Annotated in this window: 22 protein-coding genes; 4 read left to right on the top strand and 18 right to left on the bottom strand. The window is 62.2% G+C overall.

Annotation, left to right across the window (positions count from 1 at the left end; all coding sequences use genetic code 11):
• Positions 1-113: 113 nt before the first annotated feature.
• On the top strand, positions 114-1,208 hold the full coding sequence (locus AAFG07_RS14685; protein WP_342727897.1) for an amidohydrolase family protein: 1,095 nt from the start codon (positions 114-116) through the stop codon (positions 1,206-1,208).
• 15 nt (positions 1,209-1,223) lie between these two features.
• Here the strand turns inward: AAFG07_RS14685 and AAFG07_RS14680 are convergent, their stop codons facing one another.
• From AAFG07_RS14680 to AAFG07_RS14650, 7 genes are all read right to left on the bottom strand, one after another.
• Positions 1,224-1,505 (bottom strand): hypothetical protein, encoded by a 282-nt coding sequence (locus AAFG07_RS14680; RefSeq protein WP_342727896.1) that lies wholly within the window; start codon positions 1,503-1,505, stop codon positions 1,224-1,226.
• 126 nt (positions 1,506-1,631) lie between these two features.
• Positions 1,632-2,369: a Crp/Fnr family transcriptional regulator gene (locus AAFG07_RS14675; RefSeq protein WP_342727895.1), complete on the bottom strand. Its 738-nt coding sequence runs from the start codon at positions 2,367-2,369 to the stop codon at positions 1,632-1,634.
• 295 nt (positions 2,370-2,664) lie between these two features.
• Complete coding sequence (locus AAFG07_RS14670; protein WP_342727894.1) at positions 2,665-3,504, bottom strand: phosphodiesterase; 840 nt, start codon at positions 3,502-3,504, stop codon at positions 2,665-2,667.
• Positions 3,505-3,513: 9 nt separating this feature from the next.
• Positions 3,514-4,572 (bottom strand): ABC transporter ATP-binding protein, encoded by a 1,059-nt coding sequence (locus tag AAFG07_RS14665; protein WP_342727893.1) that lies wholly within the window; start codon positions 4,570-4,572, stop codon positions 3,514-3,516.
• Complete coding sequence (locus AAFG07_RS14660; protein ID WP_342727892.1) at positions 4,569-5,354, bottom strand: ABC transporter permease subunit; 786 nt, start codon at positions 5,352-5,354, stop codon at positions 4,569-4,571. Before AAFG07_RS14660 ends, AAFG07_RS14665 begins: the two co-directional genes overlap by 4 nt.
• Before the next feature lie 5 nt (positions 5,355-5,359).
• A complete protein-coding gene (locus AAFG07_RS14655; RefSeq protein ID WP_342727891.1) occupies positions 5,360-6,175 on the bottom strand; it encodes an ABC transporter permease in 816 nt (271 codons plus the stop codon).
• A 37-nt stretch (positions 6,176-6,212) separates the two neighbouring features.
• Positions 6,213-7,220, bottom strand: coding sequence for an ABC transporter substrate-binding protein (locus AAFG07_RS14650; protein WP_342727890.1), 1,008 nt, complete (start codon positions 7,218-7,220; stop codon positions 6,213-6,215).
• Between AAFG07_RS14650 and AAFG07_RS14645 the strand changes: the two genes are divergently transcribed.
• A complete protein-coding gene (locus tag AAFG07_RS14645; protein ID WP_342727889.1) occupies positions 7,161-8,567 on the top strand; it encodes a zinc-binding dehydrogenase in 1,407 nt (468 codons plus the stop codon). The genes AAFG07_RS14650 and AAFG07_RS14645 overlap by 60 nt on opposite strands.
• A 45-nt stretch (positions 8,568-8,612) precedes the next feature.
• On the opposite strand, the gene AAFG07_RS14640 is transcribed toward AAFG07_RS14645, so the two are convergent.
• The 8 genes from AAFG07_RS14640 to AAFG07_RS14605 all read right to left on the bottom strand — a co-directional run bounded on the left by AAFG07_RS14640 (position 8,613) and on the right by AAFG07_RS14605 (position 17,093).
• Positions 8,613-9,317 (bottom strand): ABC transporter ATP-binding protein, encoded by a 705-nt coding sequence (locus tag AAFG07_RS14640; protein ID WP_342727888.1) that lies wholly within the window; start codon positions 9,315-9,317, stop codon positions 8,613-8,615.
• Positions 9,318-9,321: 4 nt separating this feature from the next.
• Positions 9,322-10,092 carry an ABC transporter ATP-binding protein gene (locus AAFG07_RS14635; protein WP_342727887.1) on the bottom strand — a complete coding sequence of 257 codons (771 nt, stop codon included), beginning with the start codon at positions 10,090-10,092 and terminating at the stop codon, positions 9,322-9,324.
• On the bottom strand, positions 10,089-11,075 hold the full coding sequence (locus AAFG07_RS14630) for a branched-chain amino acid ABC transporter permease (protein WP_342727886.1): 987 nt from the start codon (positions 11,073-11,075) through the stop codon (positions 10,089-10,091). The genes AAFG07_RS14635 and AAFG07_RS14630 overlap by 4 nt, the downstream gene beginning before the upstream one ends.
• A 7-nt stretch (positions 11,076-11,082) precedes the next feature.
• Positions 11,083-11,967 carry a branched-chain amino acid ABC transporter permease gene (locus AAFG07_RS14625; protein ID WP_342727885.1) on the bottom strand — a complete coding sequence of 295 codons (885 nt, stop codon included), beginning with the start codon at positions 11,965-11,967 and terminating at the stop codon, positions 11,083-11,085.
• A gap of 55 nt (positions 11,968-12,022) precedes the next feature.
• The gene (locus AAFG07_RS14620) at positions 12,023-13,276 is read right to left on the bottom strand and encodes an ABC transporter substrate-binding protein (protein WP_342727884.1); all 1,254 of its coding nucleotides are present in this window, start codon (positions 13,274-13,276) and stop codon (positions 12,023-12,025) included.
• 66 nt (positions 13,277-13,342) lie between these two features.
• Complete coding sequence (locus AAFG07_RS14615) at positions 13,343-15,733, bottom strand: xanthine dehydrogenase family protein molybdopterin-binding subunit (RefSeq protein ID WP_342727883.1); 2,391 nt, start codon at positions 15,731-15,733, stop codon at positions 13,343-13,345.
• Positions 15,730-16,215, bottom strand: coding sequence for a (2Fe-2S)-binding protein (locus tag AAFG07_RS14610; RefSeq protein WP_342727882.1), 486 nt, complete (start codon positions 16,213-16,215; stop codon positions 15,730-15,732). Before AAFG07_RS14610 ends, AAFG07_RS14615 begins: the two co-directional genes overlap by 4 nt.
• The gene (locus AAFG07_RS14605; RefSeq protein WP_342727881.1) at positions 16,212-17,093 is read right to left on the bottom strand and encodes a xanthine dehydrogenase family protein subunit M; all 882 of its coding nucleotides are present in this window, start codon (positions 17,091-17,093) and stop codon (positions 16,212-16,214) included. Before AAFG07_RS14605 ends, AAFG07_RS14610 begins: the two co-directional genes overlap by 4 nt.
• 168 nt (positions 17,094-17,261) lie before the next feature.
• Between AAFG07_RS14605 and AAFG07_RS14600 the strand changes: the two genes are divergently transcribed.
• A complete protein-coding gene (locus AAFG07_RS14600) occupies positions 17,262-18,350 on the top strand; it encodes an LLM class flavin-dependent oxidoreductase (RefSeq protein WP_342727880.1) in 1,089 nt (362 codons plus the stop codon).
• A 25-nt stretch (positions 18,351-18,375) separates the two neighbouring features.
• A complete protein-coding gene (locus AAFG07_RS14595; protein ID WP_342727879.1) occupies positions 18,376-19,251 on the top strand; it encodes a polysaccharide deacetylase family protein in 876 nt (291 codons plus the stop codon).
• Between the two features lie 30 nt (positions 19,252-19,281).
• Here the strand turns inward: AAFG07_RS14595 and AAFG07_RS14590 are convergent, their stop codons facing one another.
• Genes AAFG07_RS14590 through AAFG07_RS14580 form a run of 3 tightly spaced genes read right to left on the bottom strand, consistent with a single transcriptional unit; the run spans position 19,282 to position 21,729 of the window.
• The gene (locus AAFG07_RS14590; RefSeq protein ID WP_342727878.1) at positions 19,282-19,944 is read right to left on the bottom strand and encodes a TetR/AcrR family transcriptional regulator; all 663 of its coding nucleotides are present in this window, start codon (positions 19,942-19,944) and stop codon (positions 19,282-19,284) included.
• Positions 19,941-20,495: a flavin reductase family protein gene (locus AAFG07_RS14585; RefSeq protein ID WP_342727877.1), complete on the bottom strand. Its 555-nt coding sequence runs from the start codon at positions 20,493-20,495 to the stop codon at positions 19,941-19,943. The genes AAFG07_RS14590 and AAFG07_RS14585 overlap by 4 nt, the downstream gene beginning before the upstream one ends.
• Positions 20,496-20,502: 7 nt before the next feature.
• The gene (locus tag AAFG07_RS14580) at positions 20,503-21,729 is read right to left on the bottom strand and encodes an acyl-CoA dehydrogenase family protein (protein WP_342727876.1); all 1,227 of its coding nucleotides are present in this window, start codon (positions 21,727-21,729) and stop codon (positions 20,503-20,505) included.
• Positions 21,730-21,815: the final 86 nt, after the last annotated feature.

Raw genomic sequence — 21,815 nt, 5'->3', positions numbered from 1 at the left:
ACCGGTCTGAGCAGATCAACATTGCGCGACACGCACAGCGTGTGACCTTGCGACCGTTCGCCGGCACCCCTAGGCTCCCCGTCCACAACAAAAAGACCAGGGAGGCGATCGTCATGACCACAAGGCGGGATTTCCTGAAAGCGGGAGCGACGGCGGCAGCAGGCATCGTGTTCTGCGGCTGCGGGCTCGTCCACAACGCGAACGCGCAAGCATCGCGCCAGAAGCTGCCGGTCACCGTCGACGGCAAACGTATCAAGACGATCGACATTCACGCGCATTGCCACTTCCGCGAGGCGGGTGCGCTGCTCGGAGCAGACGCTGGAAAATATCAACTACCGCCGGTCAACGGCGCCGCTGAGGCCTTCGTCGAGATCGACAAGCGCCTCGCTGCGATGGACGCGCAGGCCGTCGACATGGAAGTGCTCTCGATCAATCCGTTCTGGTACGACCGCGGTCGCGATCTCGCCGGAGAGATCGTGAAGATCCAGAACGAGAAGCTCGCCGAACTCTGCGCTTCGAAGCCCGACCGGTTTGCAGCCTTCGCCTCGCTGACGCTGCAGGCGCCGGACCTTGCGGTGCAGGAGCTGGAGACCGCGGTGAAGAAACAGGGGCTGAAGGGCGCGGCGATCGGCGGTGTGGTCGATGGCGTCGAATTCTCCGATCCGAGGTTTCATCCCGTGTGGGCCAAGGCCGAGGAGCTCGGCGTTCCCCTCTTCATCCACCCACAGGGCGTGCCCGAGCTCGGCAAGCGGCTCACCGGCAATGGCTGGCTCGGCAACACCATCGGCAATCCGCTCGAGACCACGATCGCACTGTCCCATTTGATCTTCGAGGGCACGCTCGACCGCTTCCCGGGACTGAGGATCATCGCCGCGCATGGCGGCGGCTATCTCCCCTCCTATGCCGATCGCTCGGATCATCCCTGCCTGGTCGGACCCAAGGGATGCAATCCGGAGATCAAGCTCCAGAAGGCGCCGACCGAATATCTCAAGCAGATCTACTTCGACTCGCTGGTCTTCACGCCCGAAGCGATCCGGCATCTCGCCGCCCAGGTTGGCGCCGGCCAGATTGTGCTGGGAAGCGACTATCCCTATCCATGGCAAATGGCACCGGCCGACCACATCTTCGCCTGCTCATCGCTGAGCGACGACGACAAGGCCAACATTCTCGGCCGGACTGCCGCCAAGCTGCTCGGCGTTGCCGCGTAACGACGGTGCCAACGATCAGTTGGCCTTCACCGTCCGCATCGCATTGCGCGGCAGCGCCGTGGGCGCCGGCTGCGCAATCCTTGTCAATGGATCGACGTCGACGACGTCGGTTCCCGCGAACTCCGCTTGCGCCGCGTCCGATATCCATTTCACTGCGGCAGGGTGGCTGACCAGCATCCCGATCAATGCAACGATCACGAGCACCGGCAAAGCGATCAGCTTGATACTGAAGCTCCCGTAGTTGCTTTCCGGGTCCTGCTGCCGGTTGTCGAAAGAGCCCTGCATGGATTCCTCCACAGTGCGAGTGTGCTCCACCGAAGCGTCACTTACCGCAGGGCACGCACAGCCGATGTGAATGGTTTCACAGGCTTTGTCCGGTTCACCATTTCGTGAAACGCGGGACCGACCGCGCAGCCGGCGCGCCTACTCGCCGTCATCAGCCCCGGCGTCGACCAGCGCCTGAAGCGACTCGGGCTTCAGCACGACGATCGCGCCATGCTCGAGCCTGACCCAACCGCGTGTCGCCCACGCGCGGAGCTGCTTGTTGATGCTCTCGCGGGTCATCCCGACCATCTCGCTGATCTCCTGCTGGGTGATCGAGATGGTGCGCCCCTGCGGCTTGTGCTTGTCGCTCAGGCGCAGCAGCGCGCTCGCAAGACGGCCGGGCAGGTCCTGCAGGATCACCTGCTCGACCTGGTCGCTGGTCCAGCGCAACCTTGCGCACAGCAGCTCGATGAACTTCATCGCAAGCGTCGGTTGGCTGCGCACGAACGGAATGAACTCGCGCCGGTCGATGACGAACAGCTCGCAATTGGTGTTGGCGGTGGCATCGGCCGTCCGCGACAAACCGTCGAGCAGCGCGATCTCGCCGAATATCTCGCCTGCCTCGATCAGGTTCAGGATCGCGTTGCGACCATCCGGCGACGAGATGCTGATCTTCACCGTGCCCGAGATCACCGCAATCAGGCTGGTGCCCGGATCGCCCTTGGAGAAGATCGTCGTTCCGCGCTTCAGCGTGGTGTGCTTGGCATAGCGGCAGAGCTGATCGAATGCCTCGGGCTCGAGATCGGCAAAGTAAGGATGCTTGCGCAGCACCGACAGCTTGTTGTTCGAAAACAACGGCGCGCCGGCAGTTCGTTCTATGGGCGACGCACCGGTCATTGTGATCCAGACTGATTGTGTTGCGTTCAATCGGCGCGCCAGCAGCGCGACACCGACAAACCATCGATCAATGAAAGCGGAGAGGACTATAGCCCCACCGGGCGCCTACAGCAACAAAAGGCCCGGGCCGGTGAAATCGGGCTAGAAGGCATCCAAGGTACAATTTGGAATAAATATGCGGCTAGTTGCAACGCTCAATTGTAGGCAACGGCCGCCCTTGGTCTGGAAGACCCACCCATCGGCGGCAAATCCGGCCTGGCGAAACCCATCCGTGTGAGGGGTCGACGCGACCCGCTCACAGCAGCTTGCCGTCCGGCCCAAAGAACGGATGCGGCCCGTCGAACTGACCGATGGGGATCTGGTGCGTGACCAGCTGTCCAAAGTCCGGCCCGGGAAACCATGTGTGCAAATGAAATGCGGGCGGCTCCACCTTGAACGATGGTTCGCGGAGCTGCCCGAGGTCCAGGTCGACCGCGTGGTTCGGCGCGGGGCATATTGTCACGGCAATCCCGGCGAAGGTGGTCAGCATCGCGCGATGGACGTGTCCGCACGCGATCAACCGCACACGCGGGTGACGCCTGACGATGTCCGCCAATGCGTCGGCATTGAAGAGGTCTTGCCGGTCCATATGCCAGATGCCGCCCTTGAATGGCGGGTGATGCAGGAAAAGCAGCGCCGGCCGATCGACTGCCGTCGCCAGCGACGCGTCCAGCCATTGCAGCGTGGACGCTTCGAGCATGCCGTGCGGCTTGCCGGCAACGCTTGAATCAAGCAGCAGGAGATCGAGACCATTCACTTCGATCTTCTGGTCGAGCGGACCTGTTGGGCGAACATAGGGCGCGGCCGGAAACGCTTCGCGCATCCACTGACGCGAGTCGTGATTGCCGGGAATGCCGGCAAACGGCAGGCGTAGCGGCGCGAGCAATTGCTTGAGATAGTCGTATTCCTCGACCGACGGCGTATCGACAAGGTCGCCCGAGATGACGACGAAATCGGGCGCCGGCTCGAATGCGCCAAGCGCGGCCACACAACGTTCAAGCGCCTTCGCGGTGTCGACCCGGCCATAGGCCAGCGCTCCCGGCGGCTTGATGTGGAGGTCGGATATCTGTGCGATGAGAACCGGTTTCGGCGGCATCGATCAATCTCAGGGTTCGGAAGGGAGCAGACGAACGGCGTCGGCCGCGATCGACAGCCCGATTCGATCGCCAACCTTGGCATGGATTGTGTTGGGCGCATCGACATTGAGTGGCTTGCTCGACGCACCACTCACGACAATTCGTTGCCGGTCGCCGATGAAGCTGACGGAATCAACTGCTCCCGAGAGCAGCCCTGCCCCGACGTCCGTCACGCGAATGGTTTCGGGACGGATCATGACGGTCGCGTTCGCAGCTGTCGCGCCACCCTCGGTCGGCAATCGCCCGCCGGGCAGGATCAGTATGCCGTTCTCGATCGGAGCTTCAACGATATTCGCCGCTCCGATGAACTCCGCCACGAAGCGGTCCTTCGGCGCGAAGTAGACCTCGCGCGGCGTGCCGATCTGGGCGATCGCACCTTTCCGCATCACGACGATGCGGTCGCCCAATTCCATGGCTTCGGACTGATCATGGGTGACATAGATCGTCGTGATACCAAGTGCTCGCAACAGCCGGTTGAGCTCACCTCGCAGCCGGTCCCGCAAGGCGGCATCGAGCGCGGTCAAGGGTTCGTCGAGCAGCAAGATGCCCGGCCGGATCGCGACGGCACGCGCCAGCGCAACACGCTGGCGCTGGCCGCCCGAAAGCTGGTCGATGCGGCGGTTCTCCAACCCTGTGATGTTCGTGAGAGCCACCAGCTCGGCGACGCGTGCGGCACGCTCGCCCCTGGCAACACCCCGGATCTTCAGGCCGTAGGCGATATTGTCCGCCACCGTCATGTTGGGGAACAGGGCGTAGGACTGAAACACCATGCCGACATTGCGACGCTCGATCGGGACCGAGGTCATATCCTTGCCGTCGAACAGCACCTTGCCGCCCGCATCCGGCAACTCGAGGCCCGCGATGATGCGCAGCATCGTGGTCTTGCCGCATCCGGATGGGCCGAGCAGCACCAGCGTCTCGCCGCGCGCGATGTCGAGGGTTGCGGGATCAAGCGCGCGCGTGCCGTCGGCAAACGTCTTGCCGCAGCTCTCGATCCGCACCGCTGCACCGTGCCCCGCCGTACTCATCGCTTGTGATCCCTGTCGGCCAGCAGCTGCATTGCGACCAGCAGCGGAATGATCATCACGAAGAAGATCAGCGTGTAGGCCGAGGCCACTTCGAGCCGCATCGAGGCATAGCTGTCGGCCAGCCCGATCGGCAGCGTCTTCGTTAGCGGCGTATGCAGCATCCAGGTCAGGTTGAACTCGCCGAGCGATAGCGTGACCACCATCAGCGCACCAGCGAGAATTCCCGGCAGCGCGTTCGGCACGATGACATCGCAGAAGCGCCGCCATGGCGATGCCCCGAGCGAGGCAGCCCCTTCATCGAGCGTCTTGATATCAACGGTCGCAAACACCGCCATGACCGAGCGCACCATGAACGGCATGGTGAAGATCACGTGTCCGACCAGGATGAAGAGCCAGGAACGGCGAAAGCCGCCAAAGCTCCCATACGTGAGCAACAGCGCAAGCGCGATCGCGAGGCCGGGGATCGCCAAGGGCAGCGTGATGATCTCCTCGACGATGCGGGCAAGCCGGCCTCCCCGCGCGTGCAGCGCGTAGGCCGCGGGAACGCCGGCGAGCAAGGTGACGGCAAGTGTCGCAAATGCGATTACGAAAGAGAGCAGGATGGTGCCGGCGTAGAGCTCCCAGACCTGGGCGACCCATTGCAGGGTCACGCCGGACTGAATGCCCCGGAAGTAATTGACGGTGACGCCGGCGGAGATCGAGAGCCCTGCCGGCACCACCAGGAATGCCGCGACGAGCAGCGTGAAGATGAACTGGCCGGTGAAGATCAGGCGATCGCGCATGCTTTTCACCCGGCTGCCGCGACCGCGCTGCCGCTGAACGTGCGGGCGAGCGCAAGGATGAGCCAGGTGATCAGGCCCAGCCCCACCGACAGCGCCGCCGAGGTCGCGAAATTGGCGGCCAACGTGAACTCGGTGTAGATCAGCATCGGCAGCACGTCGATGTTGGTTGCCAGCGTGAAGGCGGTGCCGAAGGCGCCCATCGCGGTCGCAAAGGCGATCGCACCGGACGCGACGAAGGCCGGCGCCAGTGCCGGCAGCACGACGTCACGCTGCACTGCCCACGGGCTGGCGCCGAGCGAACGCGCGGCCTCCTCCAGACCGACGTCGAGCTTCTGCACGGCCGCCATGATGGTGAGGATCACGCGCGGGATCGAGAAGTAGAGATAGCCAAGGAAGAGCCCGTAGATCGAATAGGCGAAAACGAACTTCTCGCCGAAGATCCGGTTCGAGAGATCGCCGATAAGCCCCTGCCGCCCCGCCAGCAGGATGATCATGAAGCCGACCACCACGCCGGGAAACGCCAACGGAAAGGTCAGCATCGCGATCAGCACGGCGCGCCCGGGAAAGCGGTGCCGCTGCAGGAACATTCCGGCGATCGTCGCCACGATCAGCGTGACGGCCGTGGTTGCAGCCGCCAGCAGCACGGTATTGATCAGCGTCGCGCGATAGCGGCCTTCGGTCAGGATGGCGAGATATCCGGCAAGCCCGCGCGACCCTTCGGCGCCCGCCACCACCAGCCGCGCCATCGGCAACAGGAAGAACGCCGTCGTCACCAGCACAAGCGGCAGCAGGCAGAGCCAAACGAAGGATTTTTGCGACATTGGAAGATGGGTGCCCCTGCGAGGGCACCATATTGCCTCAGCGGACCTCGGCGAGATAGCGGTCGACAAAGGCTTTTTGCATGTTTTCCATCTCGCCCCAATCGACGCTCTTGGCACGGACGTAGTCGCTGTCGGGGAGGAATTTGCCCTTCACGGAAGCAGGCAGCTCGATCGGGCGGGCCGGACGCAGATAGGCATTGGTCCAGATCGCCTGCCCCTTGTCGGACAAGAGATAGTCCATCACCTTCTTGGCCTTCTCCTTGTCCGGCGCGTTCTTCACGAGACCGACGACATAAGGAAACACCACCGACCCCTCGCACGGAATCACAAACTCGAAGTTGCCCTTCTCCGAATATTTCGCGCGATAGGCGTTGAAGTCGTAGTCGAACAGGATCGGCATCTCACCCGACACGACGCGGGCATATGACGTCTGCTTGGGCACGATCGGATCGTTCTTGCGCAGTTCCTTGAAGAAGGTGATCGCCGGATCGAAATTGGTGGGCGAGCCGCCGAGCACGAGATTGACGGCGACCGCGCCGACATAACCGACCGCCGCGGACGAGGGGTCGAGATAGCCGACCATGCCCTTGTAGTCTGGCTTCAGCAGGTCCTTCCAGCAGGCCGGCACCGGCTTGCCGCCAAGCGCGTCCTTGTTCACGAACAGGCCGAGCGTCCCGGAGTGGATCGTGGTCCAATAGCCGTCGGGGTCCTTGAGGCCGGCGGGGACCTGATCCCAATGCGCGGGCTTGTAGGGCTCGAGCGCGTCCTGCGCCTTGGCCTTCATGCCGAAGGTCACACCGAAATAACCGATATCGCCGACCGGATTGCTCTTCTCGGCCAGGATCTGGGCCAACGCCTGGCCGGAATTCTTGTTGTCATGCGGGATATCGTAGTTGAGGTCTGCCTTGATCGCCTTCAGCATCGACGCCCAATCGGCCCATTCCGGCGGGCAATTGTAGCAGATCACGTCGGCCGCCCTGGCGGATTGCCACGGCGCGAGCAGTGTCAGCGCCAGCAACGCGAGGACAAGGCGGACGGTCTTCATGGCAGGCTCCGGTCTGGGAGAGGATGCGATGCGGATTTCAACATCAACGGAGCGACCAAGTATAGGCCGCGTATGAATGTTTTGCGACGCGCTTGCTGCCGTGCAGCAAATGCAGCCCCCCGGGATGCCAACGACCAGAGGCTCGCGGCAAACCGTCGTTTCGCGCTAGGCTGCAAGCCGAAAGAGGAAGCGCCCATGTACCAGCCGCCCGGCGTCCAGACATCACCCGATCTTCCCCTCCCCGACCTGATGAAAGCCTGGGTCCTTGGTGACCCCGACCAGCTTCTGCTTCGCGAGAAGCCGACGCCGATCCCATCGCGCGCCGAAGTGCTGGTGCGCATCGACGCGGTTGCGATCTGCGCCACCGATCTCGAAATCATCCATGCCGGTTCGCCGGCAAGCATTCAAGGCGGCGCGCCCTTCAACAAGAACTTTACGCCGGGTCACGAATACATGGGCACGGTTGCCGCGCTTGGCCCTGATGTCGACGAGTTCAGGATCGGTGAGCGGGTCAGCGTCGAGATCCACGCCGGCTGCGGCCAATGCAAACGCTGCCGCCAGGGCATGTACACATCGTGCCTCAACTATGGAAGGCCGGAGAAGGGTCACCGCGCCAACGGCTTTACGACCGACGGCGGATTCGCCGAATACGCTGTCAATCACATCAATACGCTGGCGCGCGTCCCGGATACCATGAGCGATGCGGAAGCAACGCTCGTGGTGACTGCCGGGACGTCGATGTATGGCTTGACGGAATTGGGGGGATTGGTGGCCGGCGAGAGCGTCGTGGTGATCGGCCCAGGGCCGATCGGACTTCTCGCAGTTGCTGTGGCCAAGGCGCTTGGTGCAAGCCCGGTCATCCTGACCGGGACGCGCAACAAGCGGCTGGCGATCGGCCAGGAATTGGGGGCCGACCGCGTCATCAACATCAACGACGAAGACGTCGTTGATGTCGTGAAGCAACTAACAGGGGGGATCGGCGCGGACTATGTCGTCGAATGTGCCGGCACCGAAGCGACACTCAACCAGGCCATTCACATCACCAATCGCGGCGGCAAGATCTGCCTGGCCGCCTTCCCGCACGAGGCCGCGACGCTGGACGTTGCGCATCTCGTTCGAAACAACATCTATGCCTATGGCATCCGGGGCGAAGGCCGCAGCGCCACGCACCGCGCGATGGAATTGATGGCAGCGAAGCGGTTCGACGCGACCAGGATCCACACGCACACGTTTCCGCTGGCCGACCTGCCGACGGCGCTCAGATATGCGCGGGACCGCGTTGATGACGCGATCAAGGTCGTCGTCACCAATCGGAAAGCCGACGCGATCGCGAGCGCTGCGGAGTAAAGGTCAGTACGTGCCGGCGGCACGCGCGTTGATCCGAGAGCCTGCTCACACCGAGCAGTAGCGCTCCTTGATCTCGTCGTCGGCGAGCAGCACCTGCGCGGAGGCCTGGTGCACCACCGCCCCCTGGTCCAGCACATAGGCACGATCGGCGATGCCGAGTGCGAGCTCGACGTTCTGCTCGACGAGCAAAACCGTCGTTCCCTGCGCCTTCATGCTGCTGAACAGCTCGAACATCTCGTCGACCAGGACCGGCATGATGCCCTCCGACGGCTCGTCCAGCATGATCAGGTCGGGCTTTGCGATCATCGCCCGCGCGATCGCCAGCATCTGCTGCTCGCCGCCGGACATCGTGACCGCCTCTTGATCCATGCGCTCGGCCAGCCGCGGGAAGATCGCAGCGATCTCGTCGATCAGCTCGGCTTCCCGCTTCTTCTGCTTCGAGGCAACCAGCCCGAGCCGCAAATTCTCTCGCACGGACAGCCCCTGGACGATCCGCCGCTCCTCCGGAACATAGGCCAGTCCCAACGCGAAGCGTACATGCGCCGGCTGGCGCAGCAGCTCTTCACCCTTGAAGGTGACCGAGCCGCGCGCCCGCCCCATCAACCCCATGATCGATTTCAACGTCGTCGTCTTGCCGGCCCCATTGCGACCGATCAGGCAAACGATTTCGCCCTTGCTCACCTCGAGACTGATGTCCTGTAACGCGTGACTTGCGCCATACCAGGCATTGAGCTTGCTGATCTGCAGCATCGCGTCAGTGCTCCCGCTGACCGAGATAGACACGCTTCACCGCCTCGTTCTGCCGGACCTCCTGCGGCGTTCCCTCGGCAAGCAATTCTCCGTGGTGCAGCACGAGGATGCGATCGCTGATCCCCAGCACCAGCTTCATCTTGTGCTCGACGAGGATGACTGTACGCTCCCCGGCGAGTTTCACGATCAGATCCATCATGGTCCGGGTTTCTTCCGGGCTCATGCCGGCCGTCGGCTCGTCCAGCAGCAGCAAACGGGGCTGGCTGGTAAGCGCCATGCCGATTTCCAGTGCCCGCTGCTCGCCGTGAGCCAGCGTCTTGGCGGCGCGCTCCCGAGATTCCCACAACCCGACCAGGGCAAGCAGTTCGTCCGCCCGCTCGACCAGCTCGGTCAGGCGCGCACGGGGACGCCAGATGTCATATCTCGACACCAGCGCCTGCAGGCCGACGCGGATGTTCTCTCGTGTCGTAAGCTGCGGAAATACGCTGGTGATCTGGAAGGATTTCGCGATCCCCATATGCGCAAAGCGGTGTTGCGGCAGACCGGTGACATCCTTGCCCTCGAACTCGACACTGCCTTTGGTCGGCGGAAATGCGCCGCACAGCAGGTTGAAGTAGGTGCTCTTTCCAGCCCCGTTCGGACCAATAATGGAGGTGATCGCTCCTCTGGAAAACTCGGCCGAGATATTGTTGAGGGCGACAAACTTCCCGAACGTCTTGCCGACGCCCCTGGTGCGCAGAATGATTTCTCCTGCGTCGCCTTCTGCGGCACTCATCGTCTGCCCCGCGCGATCAGCGTGCCCCAGATGCCCGCCGGGAAGAACAGCACGCATGCAATGAAGATGGCTCCAACGATCAGTTGCCAGTGAACGGTCCACACCGAGACCACATTCTCCAGGACCAGGAAGACCGCAGCACCAATCATCGGCCCGAAGAACGTCCCCATGCCGCCCAGGAGAGCGATCATCACGACCAGACCCGAGGTCTCGTAATGCAGGATTTCGATCGGAACGATCGACAAATGCAGGGCCTGCAACGCACCCGCAAGGCCGCAGAAACCGCCTGACAGGACGAAGGTCAGCAATCGCGTCAGGGTCACATCGTAGCCGGACGCGCGTGCACGCATCTCGTTCTCGCGCACCGCTTCAATGACGGCACCAAAGGGCGACGCCAGAATGCGCGACATCACGAAGAATGCGGCGATCACAAAAGCTGCGATGACGTAGTAGCGAACCATCGGATTGATGAAATCGATCCGCAGGCCGAACAGATCGATGGTGCGCACGTTGATGCCGCGAAGGCCGTTCTCGCCACCGGTCAAGTCAACCGCCTGGTAGAAAAGGTAGTAGACACATTGCGACAGCGCCATCGTGACCATGGCGAAGTAGATGCCTCGGGTCCGGATCGCGAGCACGCCGATCAACATCGCCATCAATAATCCGCCGGCGACCCCGGCGGCGATCGCCGCATACCACGGCCAGCCGAAGTGCACGATGGCGATACCACAGAGATAGGCACCGGTCCCGAACAGCGCGGCATGACCGAACGACAACAGACCCAGATAACCAAACACGAGGTTGAAGCCGAGGGCGTACAACCCATAGATCAGGATGTTCACGGCGAGAGCTGTGAACGGCATCACCAACGGGAAAACCAGGATGACCACCGCGACAATGCTGGCGCGGTGCCGCGTTGCGAACTCATACCAACTGCCCGTCCTGGCACCGGGCTGTTTGATCGATTGAGTGGTTTCGGTCATGCCGGGCTCAGCTCATCAATCCGGCGCGGCCGAAGAAGCCCTGGGGACGAACGATAAGAACGATCGCCATCAGGGCAAAGATCGAAACCTTGGCCATCTCGGGTGCGAACAGCGAGGTCATGCTGACCACCACACCGACCAGCAGGCCTGCCAGTACGGCGCCGCCGATCGACCCCATCCCTCCTACCACGGTCACGACGAAGGCTTCGGCGAGGATCGTGCCGCCCATCTCCGGAATGACGCCTTGAAGCGGCGCGGCCAGCAGGCCGGCAAAACCCGCGATCGCGGTACCTATGCCGAACACAATCAACCACACCTTGGAAACATCGACCCCGAGAACACGGACGATCTGCGGATCGCGCGCCCCGGCGCGGATAATCAGTCCGAAGCTGGTCTTCTCCAGAAACAGCCAGAGCGCCAGCAGCACGACGGCCGTCGCGCCTATCACGAACAGGCGGTAGAGCGGAAAATAGCCGACACCAATATCGACGGCGCCCTGCAGAACCTCGGGCGTGTCGAAAGGATAGCCGGTCTTGCCAAAGGCAATGCGCACGCATTCGACCATCACGTAGCTGAGCCCGAAGGTCAGCAGCAGCGGATAGTCGATGCCGCGACCGTAAAGCGGCCGGATCAGCACGCGCTCGACGGCAAGGCCGAACAGTCCGATGGCGATCGGCACCGCCACGAGGCAGATCCAGAAATTGCCCCCGATCGAGATCAGATAGAGCCCGACATAGGCGCCAACCATGTAGAACGCGCCATGGGCGAAGTTGACGACGGTCAGCATCCCGAAGATCAGCGAGAGGCCGATCGCAAACAGCACATAGATGGCGCCGAGCGCCAGCCCGGCAAACAGTTGCAGCGCGATCAGGTCAAGGCTCAGGCCCGCCATTTGTCCCCCTCAAGCACGGCGCGCACCGCCCGGTGGCGCGCGCCGTCGCACGAGCTCAGCTCTTGTGGCCGAGCGCTTCGCAGGTACGCAGGTTCTTCTCGTTGGGCTCTTCGGTCGAAAGAACTTCGAACACGTCGGACTCGTTCCTCAGGTCCTTGGACTTCGACTTGATCACGAGCACCGATTGCACCGACTGGTGGTCGCATTTGCGATAATATTGCGGCCCCTTGTAGTCGTCGTACTTCAGAGCTTCCAATGCAGCGACGACCTTGTCGGTCTCGACGCTGCCGGCGCCATTGACCGCCTCGAGCACGGTCCGAACGCCGCCATAGCCGAGCGCACCGTAATCGGTGGGCAGCTTGCCGTCGTACATCTTGCGGAACGCATCGTTGAACGCCTTGGTCGAAGCGAACTTGTCCTCGATACCCCAGTAGAACGAGCAGCCGCCGACGACGCCTTCGAATGCCTGGGGGCCGGCCGCGACGCGGCTGGCATGCGAGAGCAGCGGCGCGATGATCTGGATCGACTTCTTGATGCCAAAGTCGGTCGCCTGCTTCAGCGCGATCTGCTGGTCCCGGCCGAAATTGCTGATACACAGAATATCGGGCTTCAGCGCCTGGAGACGCGGCAGCAGGGTGGAGAAGTCCGTCGTTCCCAGCGGATGGCGGATGTCGCCGAGGTTCTCGACGTTGAACTCCTTGCCGACCTCGAGGAAGCCGCGAACCATCTCGTGCCCGTAGGCGTAATCCGCCGTGAGAAACGCAACCTTCTTGCCGAATTTGGCGAAGGCATAACGGCCGACCGCGCCTGACGTCATGTGCGGGTTCAACGCTTCGTGGAATGTGTACTTGCTGAAGTCGGCCGCCTCGTTGATGGCGTCGGACTGGCTGATCGAATTGAAGATGACGCCGCGCTCTTTGGTGACGTTGTTGATCGCAAGCTGAACTGCCGCGGACAGACTGCCGACGACGAAATTCACCTTCTCCTTCTCGACCAGCTCCAATGTCCGCGTTGCCGCCTCACCGGGATTGAGCTTGTCGTCGCGCACGACGAGCTCGGCCTTGCGGCCGTTGAGACCGCCGGCATCATTGAACTGGGCGACAGCGAGCTGCCCCGCCCGCACCTGGTCCTGGGCCTCGGCACCATACGGACCGGTCAAGGGAACGGGGAAGCCGATCTTGATGGGCGCTTCCTCGGCCTGGAGCAGATTGATGCGAAAAGGCGAGACGGCGAGAGCGGCGCCGGCGCTTGCCGTCGTCAGCAGACGACGCCGCGATATCGATCCAGCTTTGGTGACCTTGTTCGTCATGACTATTCCTCCCCAAGAACTGTCTGTCTTTTGCTTATCGTTATCTTTGCCGGAACGTCTCCACCCTCAGATTCGTCCCAAGGCCGTCAGGATAACCTGAGGCGTGAGCGGAATCTCGGTAATTATTGCGCCGAACGGCCGCAGCGCGTCATTGACCGCGTTGGCAACCGCAGCTGCCGCACCGGCTGTCCCTGCCTCGCCTGCCCCTTTGGCTCCGAGCTCCGACTCCTGCGTCGGAGACACCACGTGGCCAATCTCGATATCGGGCATCTCGCCGGACATCGGGACCAGGTAGTCCGCCATATTGGCGTTGGTGAGCTGACCACGCTCGTCATAGATGCATTTCTCGAACAGCGCCGCGCCGAGGCCCTGCACGACCCCGCCCCGGATCTGCTCGTCGACCAGTTGCGGGTTGATGATCGTGCCGCAGTCTTCGACGACCCAATGCTTCAGCAGCGTCACGAACCCGATCTCGGTATCGACCTCGAGCCAGGAGGCCTGAACCCCGTTGGTGAATGCGAAGGGATACTGGCGCGGCACGAAATGTCGGGTCGCCATCAACTCAGGCTGGATGCCCGGCGGGAGGGTATCCGGCCGAAAATAGACGATCCGCGCCAATTCGCTCAGCTCGATCCGTGACGCACCGTCGCCGGCATCGACGATGCTGTTGTTGACGATATCGAGCCCGCCCGGCGTCGATTGCAGGATGGCCGCGGCGATATCAAGGATATTCTGGCGCAGGGCCTTGGCGGCTTGTAGCGCGGCTTCGCCGCCGATGCCGGCACCGCGCGAGGCCCAGGTGCCGCCGCCATAGGGCGTGTTGTCGGTGTCGCCCAGGATCACGCGGACCCGTTCCATCGAAACGCCCAGCACACTGCCCACGATCTGGGCAGTCAGCGATTCCGAACCCTGCCCCTGCTCCGTGATACTGGTCTGGCAGATCACCGAGCCTTGCGCGTCGAGCCGAACTGCAACGCCATCCTGCGACGAGATTTTCGCGCCGCCGACGCCATAGAACGCGGCGCTGGGATTGGTGACCTCGATGAAGCTGGCGATTCCGATACCCCGGTGAATATTTCTGGCGCGCAACGCCGCTTGTTCGGCACGCAATGCGTCGTAATCCATCATCTGCAGCAGCTTGGCCAGCGAGGCATGATGCGAAAGCTGCTCGAACTTCATGCCGGAGGGGGATGCATAGGGATAGGCGTCATCGGGGATCAAATTGCGCCGGCGGATCTCCACGGGGTCCATACCGATCTTCGCTGCGGCAAGGTCGACCAGCCCCTCGGTGACCGAACAGGCAATCGGGTGCCCGACCGCCCGGTACTGACACATCACGTTCTTGTTCTGGAAGACGACCCGCGCTCGCGCCCGATAGTTCGCCGTGACATACGGCCCGCCAACCAGATTGACCACCTGATTGGCCTCGATCGCACTGGTGCGCGGATACATTGAATAGGGACCGATCCCAGTCAGGTCGTCGATCTCGAAGGCCGTGATGGTGCCGTCCGGCTTGACGCCGATCCGGCCCCTGCATCGATGATCGCGGGCATGAATGTCCGTGTTGAAGCTCTCCACACGGTCGGCCACGAATTTGATCGGCCGTCGTAGCAGCTTGGATAGCGCATAGGTCGCCATTTCGTCGGCGTAGATGTGGACCTTGATGCCGAACGAGCCACCGACATCCTTGCAGACCACCCGGACCTGCGCTTCCCTTAGTCCGAGATGCAGGGCTGCAATGTTCTGCACCATGTGGGGCGCCTGTGTGCCCTGATAGATCGTCAGCCGTGCCTCGGCTGCATTCCAGTCGGCAACGACCGCCCGCGGTTCAAGCGTCACGCCGGTGTGGCGCCCGAATACGAAGTCGGCCTCGACCACCTCAGAATCCGACAATGCTTGGTCGACATCGCCCGCATCAAGGGTCCGTTCAAAGGCGAGATTGTCGCCGAGCGAGGCGTGAATGACTGGCGTTGCCGGGTCGAGCGCGGTGCGCATGTCCGTGACCGCCTCGAGCTCCTCGTAGTCGACGACAACATGCTCCATGGCATCTTCGGCTGCCGCACGGCTGGTTGCGACAATCGCCGCGACTGCCTCACCCTGCCAGCAGGCCCGATCGATCGCGATCGCGTGCTGCGGCGCCGACTTCAATCCCTTCAGATGCGAGAGCACGCCGACCCACGGCGTGATGACAGCCTCAAGCTCTCGACCCGTGACGATGGAAATGACGCCGGACATACGCCGTGCCGCGTCGGCGTCGATCGCCACGATCCTGGCGTGGGCATAGGGCGACCGTAAAAAGACCACGTGCGCCATCCGCGGCAATTCCAGATCGCTGACATATTGTCCGCGCCCTTGCAGCAACCTGTCGAGGTTCGGCCGTGGCACCGTCTTGCCGATATAGGAATTCGGGCGATCGAGCACCGAAAGGGTCTCTGCTGGCGCACGGGTCACCGTCATGCCCGCCGCCCCGCGCGCGTCCTGGCTGTCGCCTCCACCGCATCCACGATGGCTTGATAGCCGGTGCAACGGCAATAATTGCCGGAAAGGTGCTCGCGGATCGCTTGACGATCAGGCACGGGCAAATGCTTCAGTAGGTCCTGCGCCGTCATCAGCATCCCGGGCGTGCAATAGCCGCACTGCAATGCATTGCGTTCGCGAAAGGCCGCCTGAAGATCGGCGATTTCGCCGCTGTCGGACAGCCCCTCGATTGTCTCGACTGATGCCCCCTGCGCCTGGACCGCCAGCATCAGACAGGAGCGGACGATCTCGCCATCGATCCGGACCGTGCAGGCACCACAGACGCCGTGCTCGCAACCGACATGGGTTCCGGTCAGCTTCAGATTCTCCCTGAGGAAATCAGCGAGATTGAGACGTGGCAGGACAAAAGCATCGATGGGCTCGCCGTTGACCAACAGTGAGACCGGCACCGGAGCGCTCACTTGGTCACTCCCGCTTCCAGTTTGGGCCGCGCCAACAACGTGGCCACGCAACGCCGAAGCAGGACTGTGGCGAGGTGTCGTCGCATCGCCGCGCTCGCCTGCTGATCGTCCTGCGGATCGAGTTCAGCGGCCAGCGCGGTCGCCGCCTCCGCGAGCAAGGCGGGCGTCACAGACGCATTGATCAGCTTGCCGGCGGCCGCTGCGAGCAGCGGTCGATCGCCAACCGCAAAGAAGCCGAGCCGAAGATCCGAGAACCTGCCAGTAGCAACAATAGCACGTGCGGCGAGACCAACGACGGCGTAGTCACCATGTCGCCGGGCATACTCCTGAAAGAAAAATGTCGAGCCCTGGCCCGCGACTGGCACCGCGATCGCGACAAGCAATTCGTCCGGCGACAGCGCCGTTTCATAGATGCCCTTGAAAAATTCGGTCGCAGCAATCCGGCGCTCGCCCGTCGGGCCGCGAACAACGATCGTGGCGTCAAGCGCGATAACGCAGGCCGGCAGCTCCGACGCCGGATCGGCATGCGCAAGGCTACCGCCTATCGTTCCGCGATTGCGAATAGCGGGGTGGGCAACGTGGGCAACGGCATCCCGCAACAGCGGCGCGTGTAGCGCAATCTCCGGCGACCTGAGCAGGTCGACATGCCGCGTCAGCGCGCCAACGACCAGCACGCCTGCCCTCACGGCGATGCCATGCAACTCGGTGAGGCCACCGATATCGACCAGAATGTCCGGGGAGATGAGCCGCAGGTTCATGGCCGGCATCAGGCTCTGGCCACCCGACAGAACCTTCGCCTTGTCGCCATGCGCGGCAAGCAACTCCAACGCATTCACGACGCTGGTCGCGCGGGCGTAGGCGAAAGCCGCAGCTTTCATGTGGGCGTGGCCTCCCGGCCCAATTTTGGTTTGCCCGATTAGAGGGCCGCCCCCTTGAAACGTCAAGCTTGTTTATCGAGTGATTATTTACGCGGCAGGGCTTGTCTTCACCGTGGGAAGGCCGCAGGTTCCTCGCCAACTAACGTTCAACGTGCAGGGAGGCGGATGATGAAGCTCGGATTCTTTACGATGCCGATCCATCCTCTCGACAAGGATTGGCGGCAATCGCTCCGGGAGGATCGGGAGGCCTTCCTGCTCGCGGACGAGCTCGGGTTCACCGAGGCGTATGTCGGCGAGCATGTCACCGACAAGGCCGAGAACATCACCTCCAGCATCGCGTTCATTGCCTGGCTCGCCGCCGCAACCAGGCAGATCAAGCTTGGAACCGGCACCATCAACATGCCGAACACTCATCCGGCAGCGGTCGCCGCATCCGTCGCCATGCTCGATCACATGCTTGATGGCCGCTTCATACTCGGAATAAGCCCCGGCGGACTGCTGTCCGACGCGGAAGTGTTCGGCAATCTCGATGCCGACCGCAATGCCATGTTCCTTGAGGCAATCAATCAGGTTCTCGATATCTGGGCAGGCAAGCCGCCCTATGATCTGCAGGGCAGATACTGGAATGTCTCGGTCCAGCGAACCCTGATCGAGGACATCGGGCAGGGATTGATTGCCCGCCCATTGCAAACCCCTCACCCGCCGATTGTGGTGACCGCGGTCGCGCCGTTCTCAAAAGGCGTCACGGAAGCCGCTGCGCGCGGCTGGGATCCGATCTCGGCGAACTTCCTGATGCCTGCCTGGGTGAAGAGCCACTGGCCCAAATACGTCGAGGGTTGCGAGCGTGTGAACCGGGTCGCCGACCCCGCCAATTGGCGCGTTGCCAAGAGCGTGTTCGTTGCAAAGGACGCAGCAACCGCGAAGGCCTATGTCACGTCGCCCGATAGCCCCTACGTGTACTATTATCACCAGTTGTTCACGAAGCTGAAGCGCGGCGGCCGGCTCGAGTTGTTCAAGACGAGGCGGGATCAACCAGACTCGGAGGTCACCCTCGAATCGATCTGCGACAAGCTCATCATCTACGGCACGCCTGAAAGCGTGGCCGATCAGCTGCTGGCATTTCAGGAAGAGATCGGCACCTTCGGAACCCTGCTTTATGCGGGCAAGGACTGGAAGGATCGTGAGCTCGGCCGTCAATCAATGATCCTGATGGCCGAGAAGGTCTTGCCGCGGATCAATACCGCCGATGCCGGATGATTGGCGTGATCAAGGGAGTTTCGACGTGGCTTTCACTGATCGCATTCCGTACCAGGCTCAGATCGACCGACCGAAACTGACGTTGCCTGATGGCAAGAAGCTTGCTGTCTGGGTCGTCCTCAATGTCGAGGAATGGCGTATCGAAAATGCGATGCCGCGCACCGTGCTGAGCCCGCCGATGGGCCAGCCGCTGCTGCCTGACGTGCCGAACTGGTCGTGGCATGAATACGGCATGCGCGCCGGCTTCTGGCGGCAATTCAAAGCCCTCACCGATCGAAAGATACCGGTGACGCTGGCCGCGAATGCCAACGTCTGCAACAGCTATCCGCGCGTCGCGTCGGCGGCGCGCGAGGCGGGTTTCGAATTCATGGGCCATGGGTTCGTGCAGGGCCCAATGCACAAGGTCGAGAACCAGGCGGATGCGATCAAGCGTGCTGTCGACACGATCGCCGCCTTTGTCGGCAAGCCGCCGCGGTCATGGGAAAGCCCGGGCCTGACCGAGACCGAAGAAACACTCGATCTCCTGCGCCTCAACGGGATCGAATACGTGGCCGATTGGGTGATCGACGATCTTCCTCAGGACATCGCGACACCGCACGGAACTGTGACGACGATTCCCTATTCCGTCGAGACCAACGACATTGTCATTCACGCGCTACAGCACCTGCCCTCGGAACAGTTCCTGACGCGCTGTACCGACCAGTTCGATCGGCTGTATCTCGAAGGCGCAGAGAACGCGCGGGTCATGGCAATTTCGGTGCATCCTTACATCACGGGGGTCCCACATCGAATCAAGTATCTGGAGGCCCTGCTCGATTATGTGATCGGCCATGACGGCGTCGCGCTCATGACGGCGAGCGAGATTGGAGATTGGTATCGGGGCCAGATGGCGGCAAGGTAATCCGGCTCAGCCGACGACCTTGATCGATACTCACCGACGATCGGTCGCGCTCTCCGCCATCCTCTCAAATCCCGCCAGAAAGAGATCCAGCGCATCACTGATCATCTGCGCCTTGTCCTCCAGGACGGGCGCTTCGTAGATGTACTTGCGTACACCGTAATAGAAGATGCCGCCGTGAAACACCCAGGCCAGCTCCAGTTCGGCCGCGCTGGGCCTGCTCTGCATGGCGAGGCCGGCGTCGTGGCGACATTCCCTGACAATGCGTGTCAGGATCTTGTCCTTGACCATGCCAACATACCAACGATTGATATCGAGGCCCTTCAGTCCAGAGTAGAGATAGATCCGCAGCCATTTTCGGTTGAAGATTGCGTCCGTGTAGCCTTCGTAAAATTCCTGAAGCCGCACGCGGAGTGGCCGCGACCGGTCGGAGAGCAACTTTTCCCAGCCGATCTCAAGGGGCTCGAGATAGACCTTGCGGTAGACCTCCTTGATGAGATCGTCCTTGCTCGGAAAGTAGCGATAAAGCAACGGTTGCGTCACGCCGAGCCTGCGAGCGAGGGCACGCGTGCCGCCGCCAAATCCCTCCTCCGCAAAAAGCTCTGTCGCCTTGCTGACGAATTCACTGCGACGGTCGTCGGCCGACAGCCGCCTCTGCTTGGCACGAGTTCGCTTGACGGGCGCCTTTCGATTCATGATGCGTTGCCGTCATCGTCGGCCAGGAACCGGCCAAAACCTCCCTGCGCGAACAGCAGGGGATTGTTCCGGTTATAGGCGTAGGCCTCCACCGCCCCAAGGAAAATGACGTGATCGCCGCCGTAGTACCGGTCGGCAGCCCGGCATTGGAAACTTGCGACCACGCCGGCAAGCACGGGGGCGTTCCCGAGGCCTGGTGACCAACTCACACCGGCGAATTTGTCACCCGATGATCTGGCAAACTTTATCGCCAGCGTCTGCTGCGACGCGTCTAGAACGTTGACCGCGAAATGACTGGCATTCTGGAAGATCGGCAGTCCCTGCGAAAACATCCCCAGGCTCCACAACACGAGTGGAGGGTTGAGCGACACCGACGCAAAGGAATTGCAAGTGATTCCGTACGGATGTCCTTCGGCCGACATCGCGGTGACGATCGTCACACCAGTCGCAAACATACCGAGGGCATTGCGGAAGTCGCGGGGATCGATCGTCGAGCTGTCGCTTGCGAGTTCACTGGCCGGGTCCGGCGGATGTTTGGGTGGGTCGGACATCCCAGCCTCAAAGCGTCAGGTTTTCAGACGGCAGCCCAAGAGCCACCCGCCCGTAATTGGTGCCCGCCGCGTCGAAATTGAAGGCGAGATGTGCGTTCACTGCATGCGCATCGCGAAATTGGCGCTGCAGTGCTCCCGAGGTGAACAGGCTGCGCGCCCCACTCGCTGCAAACAGAAGAGAAACGGCTTCGGTGCACAGATTGACCGCGAACGCGCCATCGCGCCGGAGCTTCGTCTTCGCCGCAATGCTGGGGATATCACCACGCCGAATCTCTGCAAGCGCGTCAACGCAATTCGTGCGCATGATCAGCCGTGCGGCATCTATCTTCGCAGACGCCTCGGCGATCTTGATCTGTGTACTCTGCAGGTCGCCAAGCTTGGCCCGATTATATGTCGAGGCACGGTGTCGCGCGATCTCGACGTAATCATCAAGACAAGCCTGGGCATTTCCCAGACCAACCCCAGACAGCACATAGGGGAACAACGAGAAAACCGGGAGCATGTAGAGCGCGTTCGGATTGACGACGCTGCCTGGCGTTGCGCCACCCGCAAGATCGCTGACGGCGACCGTCATGTGCTCGGGAACGAATGCGTCAGTTACTCGCACATCGTTCGATCCCGTTCCGCGCAGACCTGCCGCGTTCCAGGTGTCGTCGATGCTGTAGTCGCGTCTGTTCAACAGGAAGAGCCGATACTCGACGCCATCGGCCTCATCATCCGAGGCAACCACGCTCGCGAGCATGTTCCACCCGCACGCTTCCACCCCGGACGAGAACGGCCAATGACCGCTCAGCAAATAACCGCCACTTGTCTTCCTGGCCCGTCCGGCCGGGAAAACAAAGGAAGACGCGATCAGCGTATCGGGATTCTCACCCCACACGGCGCTCTGCGCCTCGGGCGCGAACATACCCAGCATCCAGTGGTGGCTCGCAAGATTGGCAAAATTCCAAGAAACCGAGGCGTCGCCCTGCCCCAGGGCGTCGGCGCAATCGACCAACGCAACATAGTCGAGCTCACTGCCTCCGACGCGCTTGGGCTGCAGAACCCGGAAAAGGCCACTATCGTGTAGATCCCGCTCGGTCTCGGGCGGCAAACGGCGCAGCTCCTCGGTCTGCGCAGCCCGTTCACGCAGAGCCGGTGCCAGCGCTCGGGCTCGTGCGACCATGAGCGAATAATGATCCCGATCTGACCCTGGCGGCAGCTCAGTGTCGAGCCCGCGGCCAACCTCAACCATGGTCTCTTCCTTCGTTCGATCTCCGGAACATTCGCGCGATCAGGTCGTTCGGCTCAGTTTATCGAGCGATCACCAGAGATCAAGAC

Source organism: Bradyrhizobium sp. B097 (assembly GCF_038957035.1).
Lineage (GTDB): Bacteria > Pseudomonadota > Alphaproteobacteria > Rhizobiales > Xanthobacteraceae > Bradyrhizobium.
The sequence above is the reverse complement of the archived record's forward strand: the minus strand, read 5'-3'. Positions and strand labels throughout refer to the sequence as shown.

What these genes read in the sequence shown, in the direction of transcription:
- AAFG07_RS14650 (WP_342727890.1), bottom strand. Translation starts at nt 7,220, where the DNA reads ATGAAGACCGTCCGCCTTGTCCTCGCGTTGCTGGCGCTGACACTGCTC.
- AAFG07_RS14600 (WP_342727880.1), top strand. Translation starts at nt 17,262, where the DNA reads ATGAAGCTCGGATTCTTTACGATGCCGATCCATCCTCTCGACAAGGAT.
- AAFG07_RS14635 (WP_342727887.1), bottom strand. Translation starts at nt 10,092, where the DNA reads ATGAGTGCCGCAGAAGGCGACGCAGGAGAAATCATTCTGCGCACCAGG.
- AAFG07_RS14685 (WP_342727897.1), top strand. Translation starts at nt 114, where the DNA reads ATGACCACAAGGCGGGATTTCCTGAAAGCGGGAGCGACGGCGGCAGCA.
- AAFG07_RS14580 (WP_342727876.1), bottom strand. Translation starts at nt 21,729, where the DNA reads ATGGTTGAGGTTGGCCGCGGGCTCGACACTGAGCTGCCGCCAGGGTCA.
- AAFG07_RS14665 (WP_342727893.1), bottom strand. Translation starts at nt 4,572, where the DNA reads ATGAGTACGGCGGGGCACGGTGCAGCGGTGCGGATCGAGAGCTGCGGC.
- AAFG07_RS14625 (WP_342727885.1), bottom strand. Translation starts at nt 11,967, where the DNA reads ATGGCGGGCCTGAGCCTTGACCTGATCGCGCTGCAACTGTTTGCCGGG.
- AAFG07_RS14670 (WP_342727894.1), bottom strand. Translation starts at nt 3,504, where the DNA reads ATGCCGCCGAAACCGGTTCTCATCGCACAGATATCCGACCTCCACATC.
- AAFG07_RS14615 (WP_342727883.1), bottom strand. Translation starts at nt 15,733, where the DNA reads ATGACGGTGACCCGTGCGCCAGCAGAGACCCTTTCGGTGCTCGATCGC.
- AAFG07_RS14640 (WP_342727888.1), bottom strand. Translation starts at nt 9,317, where the DNA reads ATGCTGCAGATCAGCAAGCTCAATGCCTGGTATGGCGCAAGTCACGCG.
- AAFG07_RS14630 (WP_342727886.1), bottom strand. Translation starts at nt 11,075, where the DNA reads ATGACCGAAACCACTCAATCGATCAAACAGCCCGGTGCCAGGACGGGC.
- AAFG07_RS14585 (WP_342727877.1), bottom strand. Translation starts at nt 20,495, where the DNA reads ATGTCCGACCCACCCAAACATCCGCCGGACCCGGCCAGTGAACTCGCA.
- AAFG07_RS14660 (WP_342727892.1), bottom strand. Translation starts at nt 5,354, where the DNA reads ATGCGCGATCGCCTGATCTTCACCGGCCAGTTCATCTTCACGCTGCTC.
- AAFG07_RS14655 (WP_342727891.1), bottom strand. Translation starts at nt 6,175, where the DNA reads ATGTCGCAAAAATCCTTCGTTTGGCTCTGCCTGCTGCCGCTTGTGCTG.
- AAFG07_RS14605 (WP_342727881.1), bottom strand. Translation starts at nt 17,093, where the DNA reads ATGAAAGCTGCGGCTTTCGCCTACGCCCGCGCGACCAGCGTCGTGAAT.
- AAFG07_RS14675 (WP_342727895.1), bottom strand. Translation starts at nt 2,369, where the DNA reads ATGACCGGTGCGTCGCCCATAGAACGAACTGCCGGCGCGCCGTTGTTT.
- AAFG07_RS14620 (WP_342727884.1), bottom strand. Translation starts at nt 13,276, where the DNA reads ATGACGAACAAGGTCACCAAAGCTGGATCGATATCGCGGCGTCGTCTG.
- AAFG07_RS14590 (WP_342727878.1), bottom strand. Translation starts at nt 19,944, where the DNA reads ATGAATCGAAAGGCGCCCGTCAAGCGAACTCGTGCCAAGCAGAGGCGG.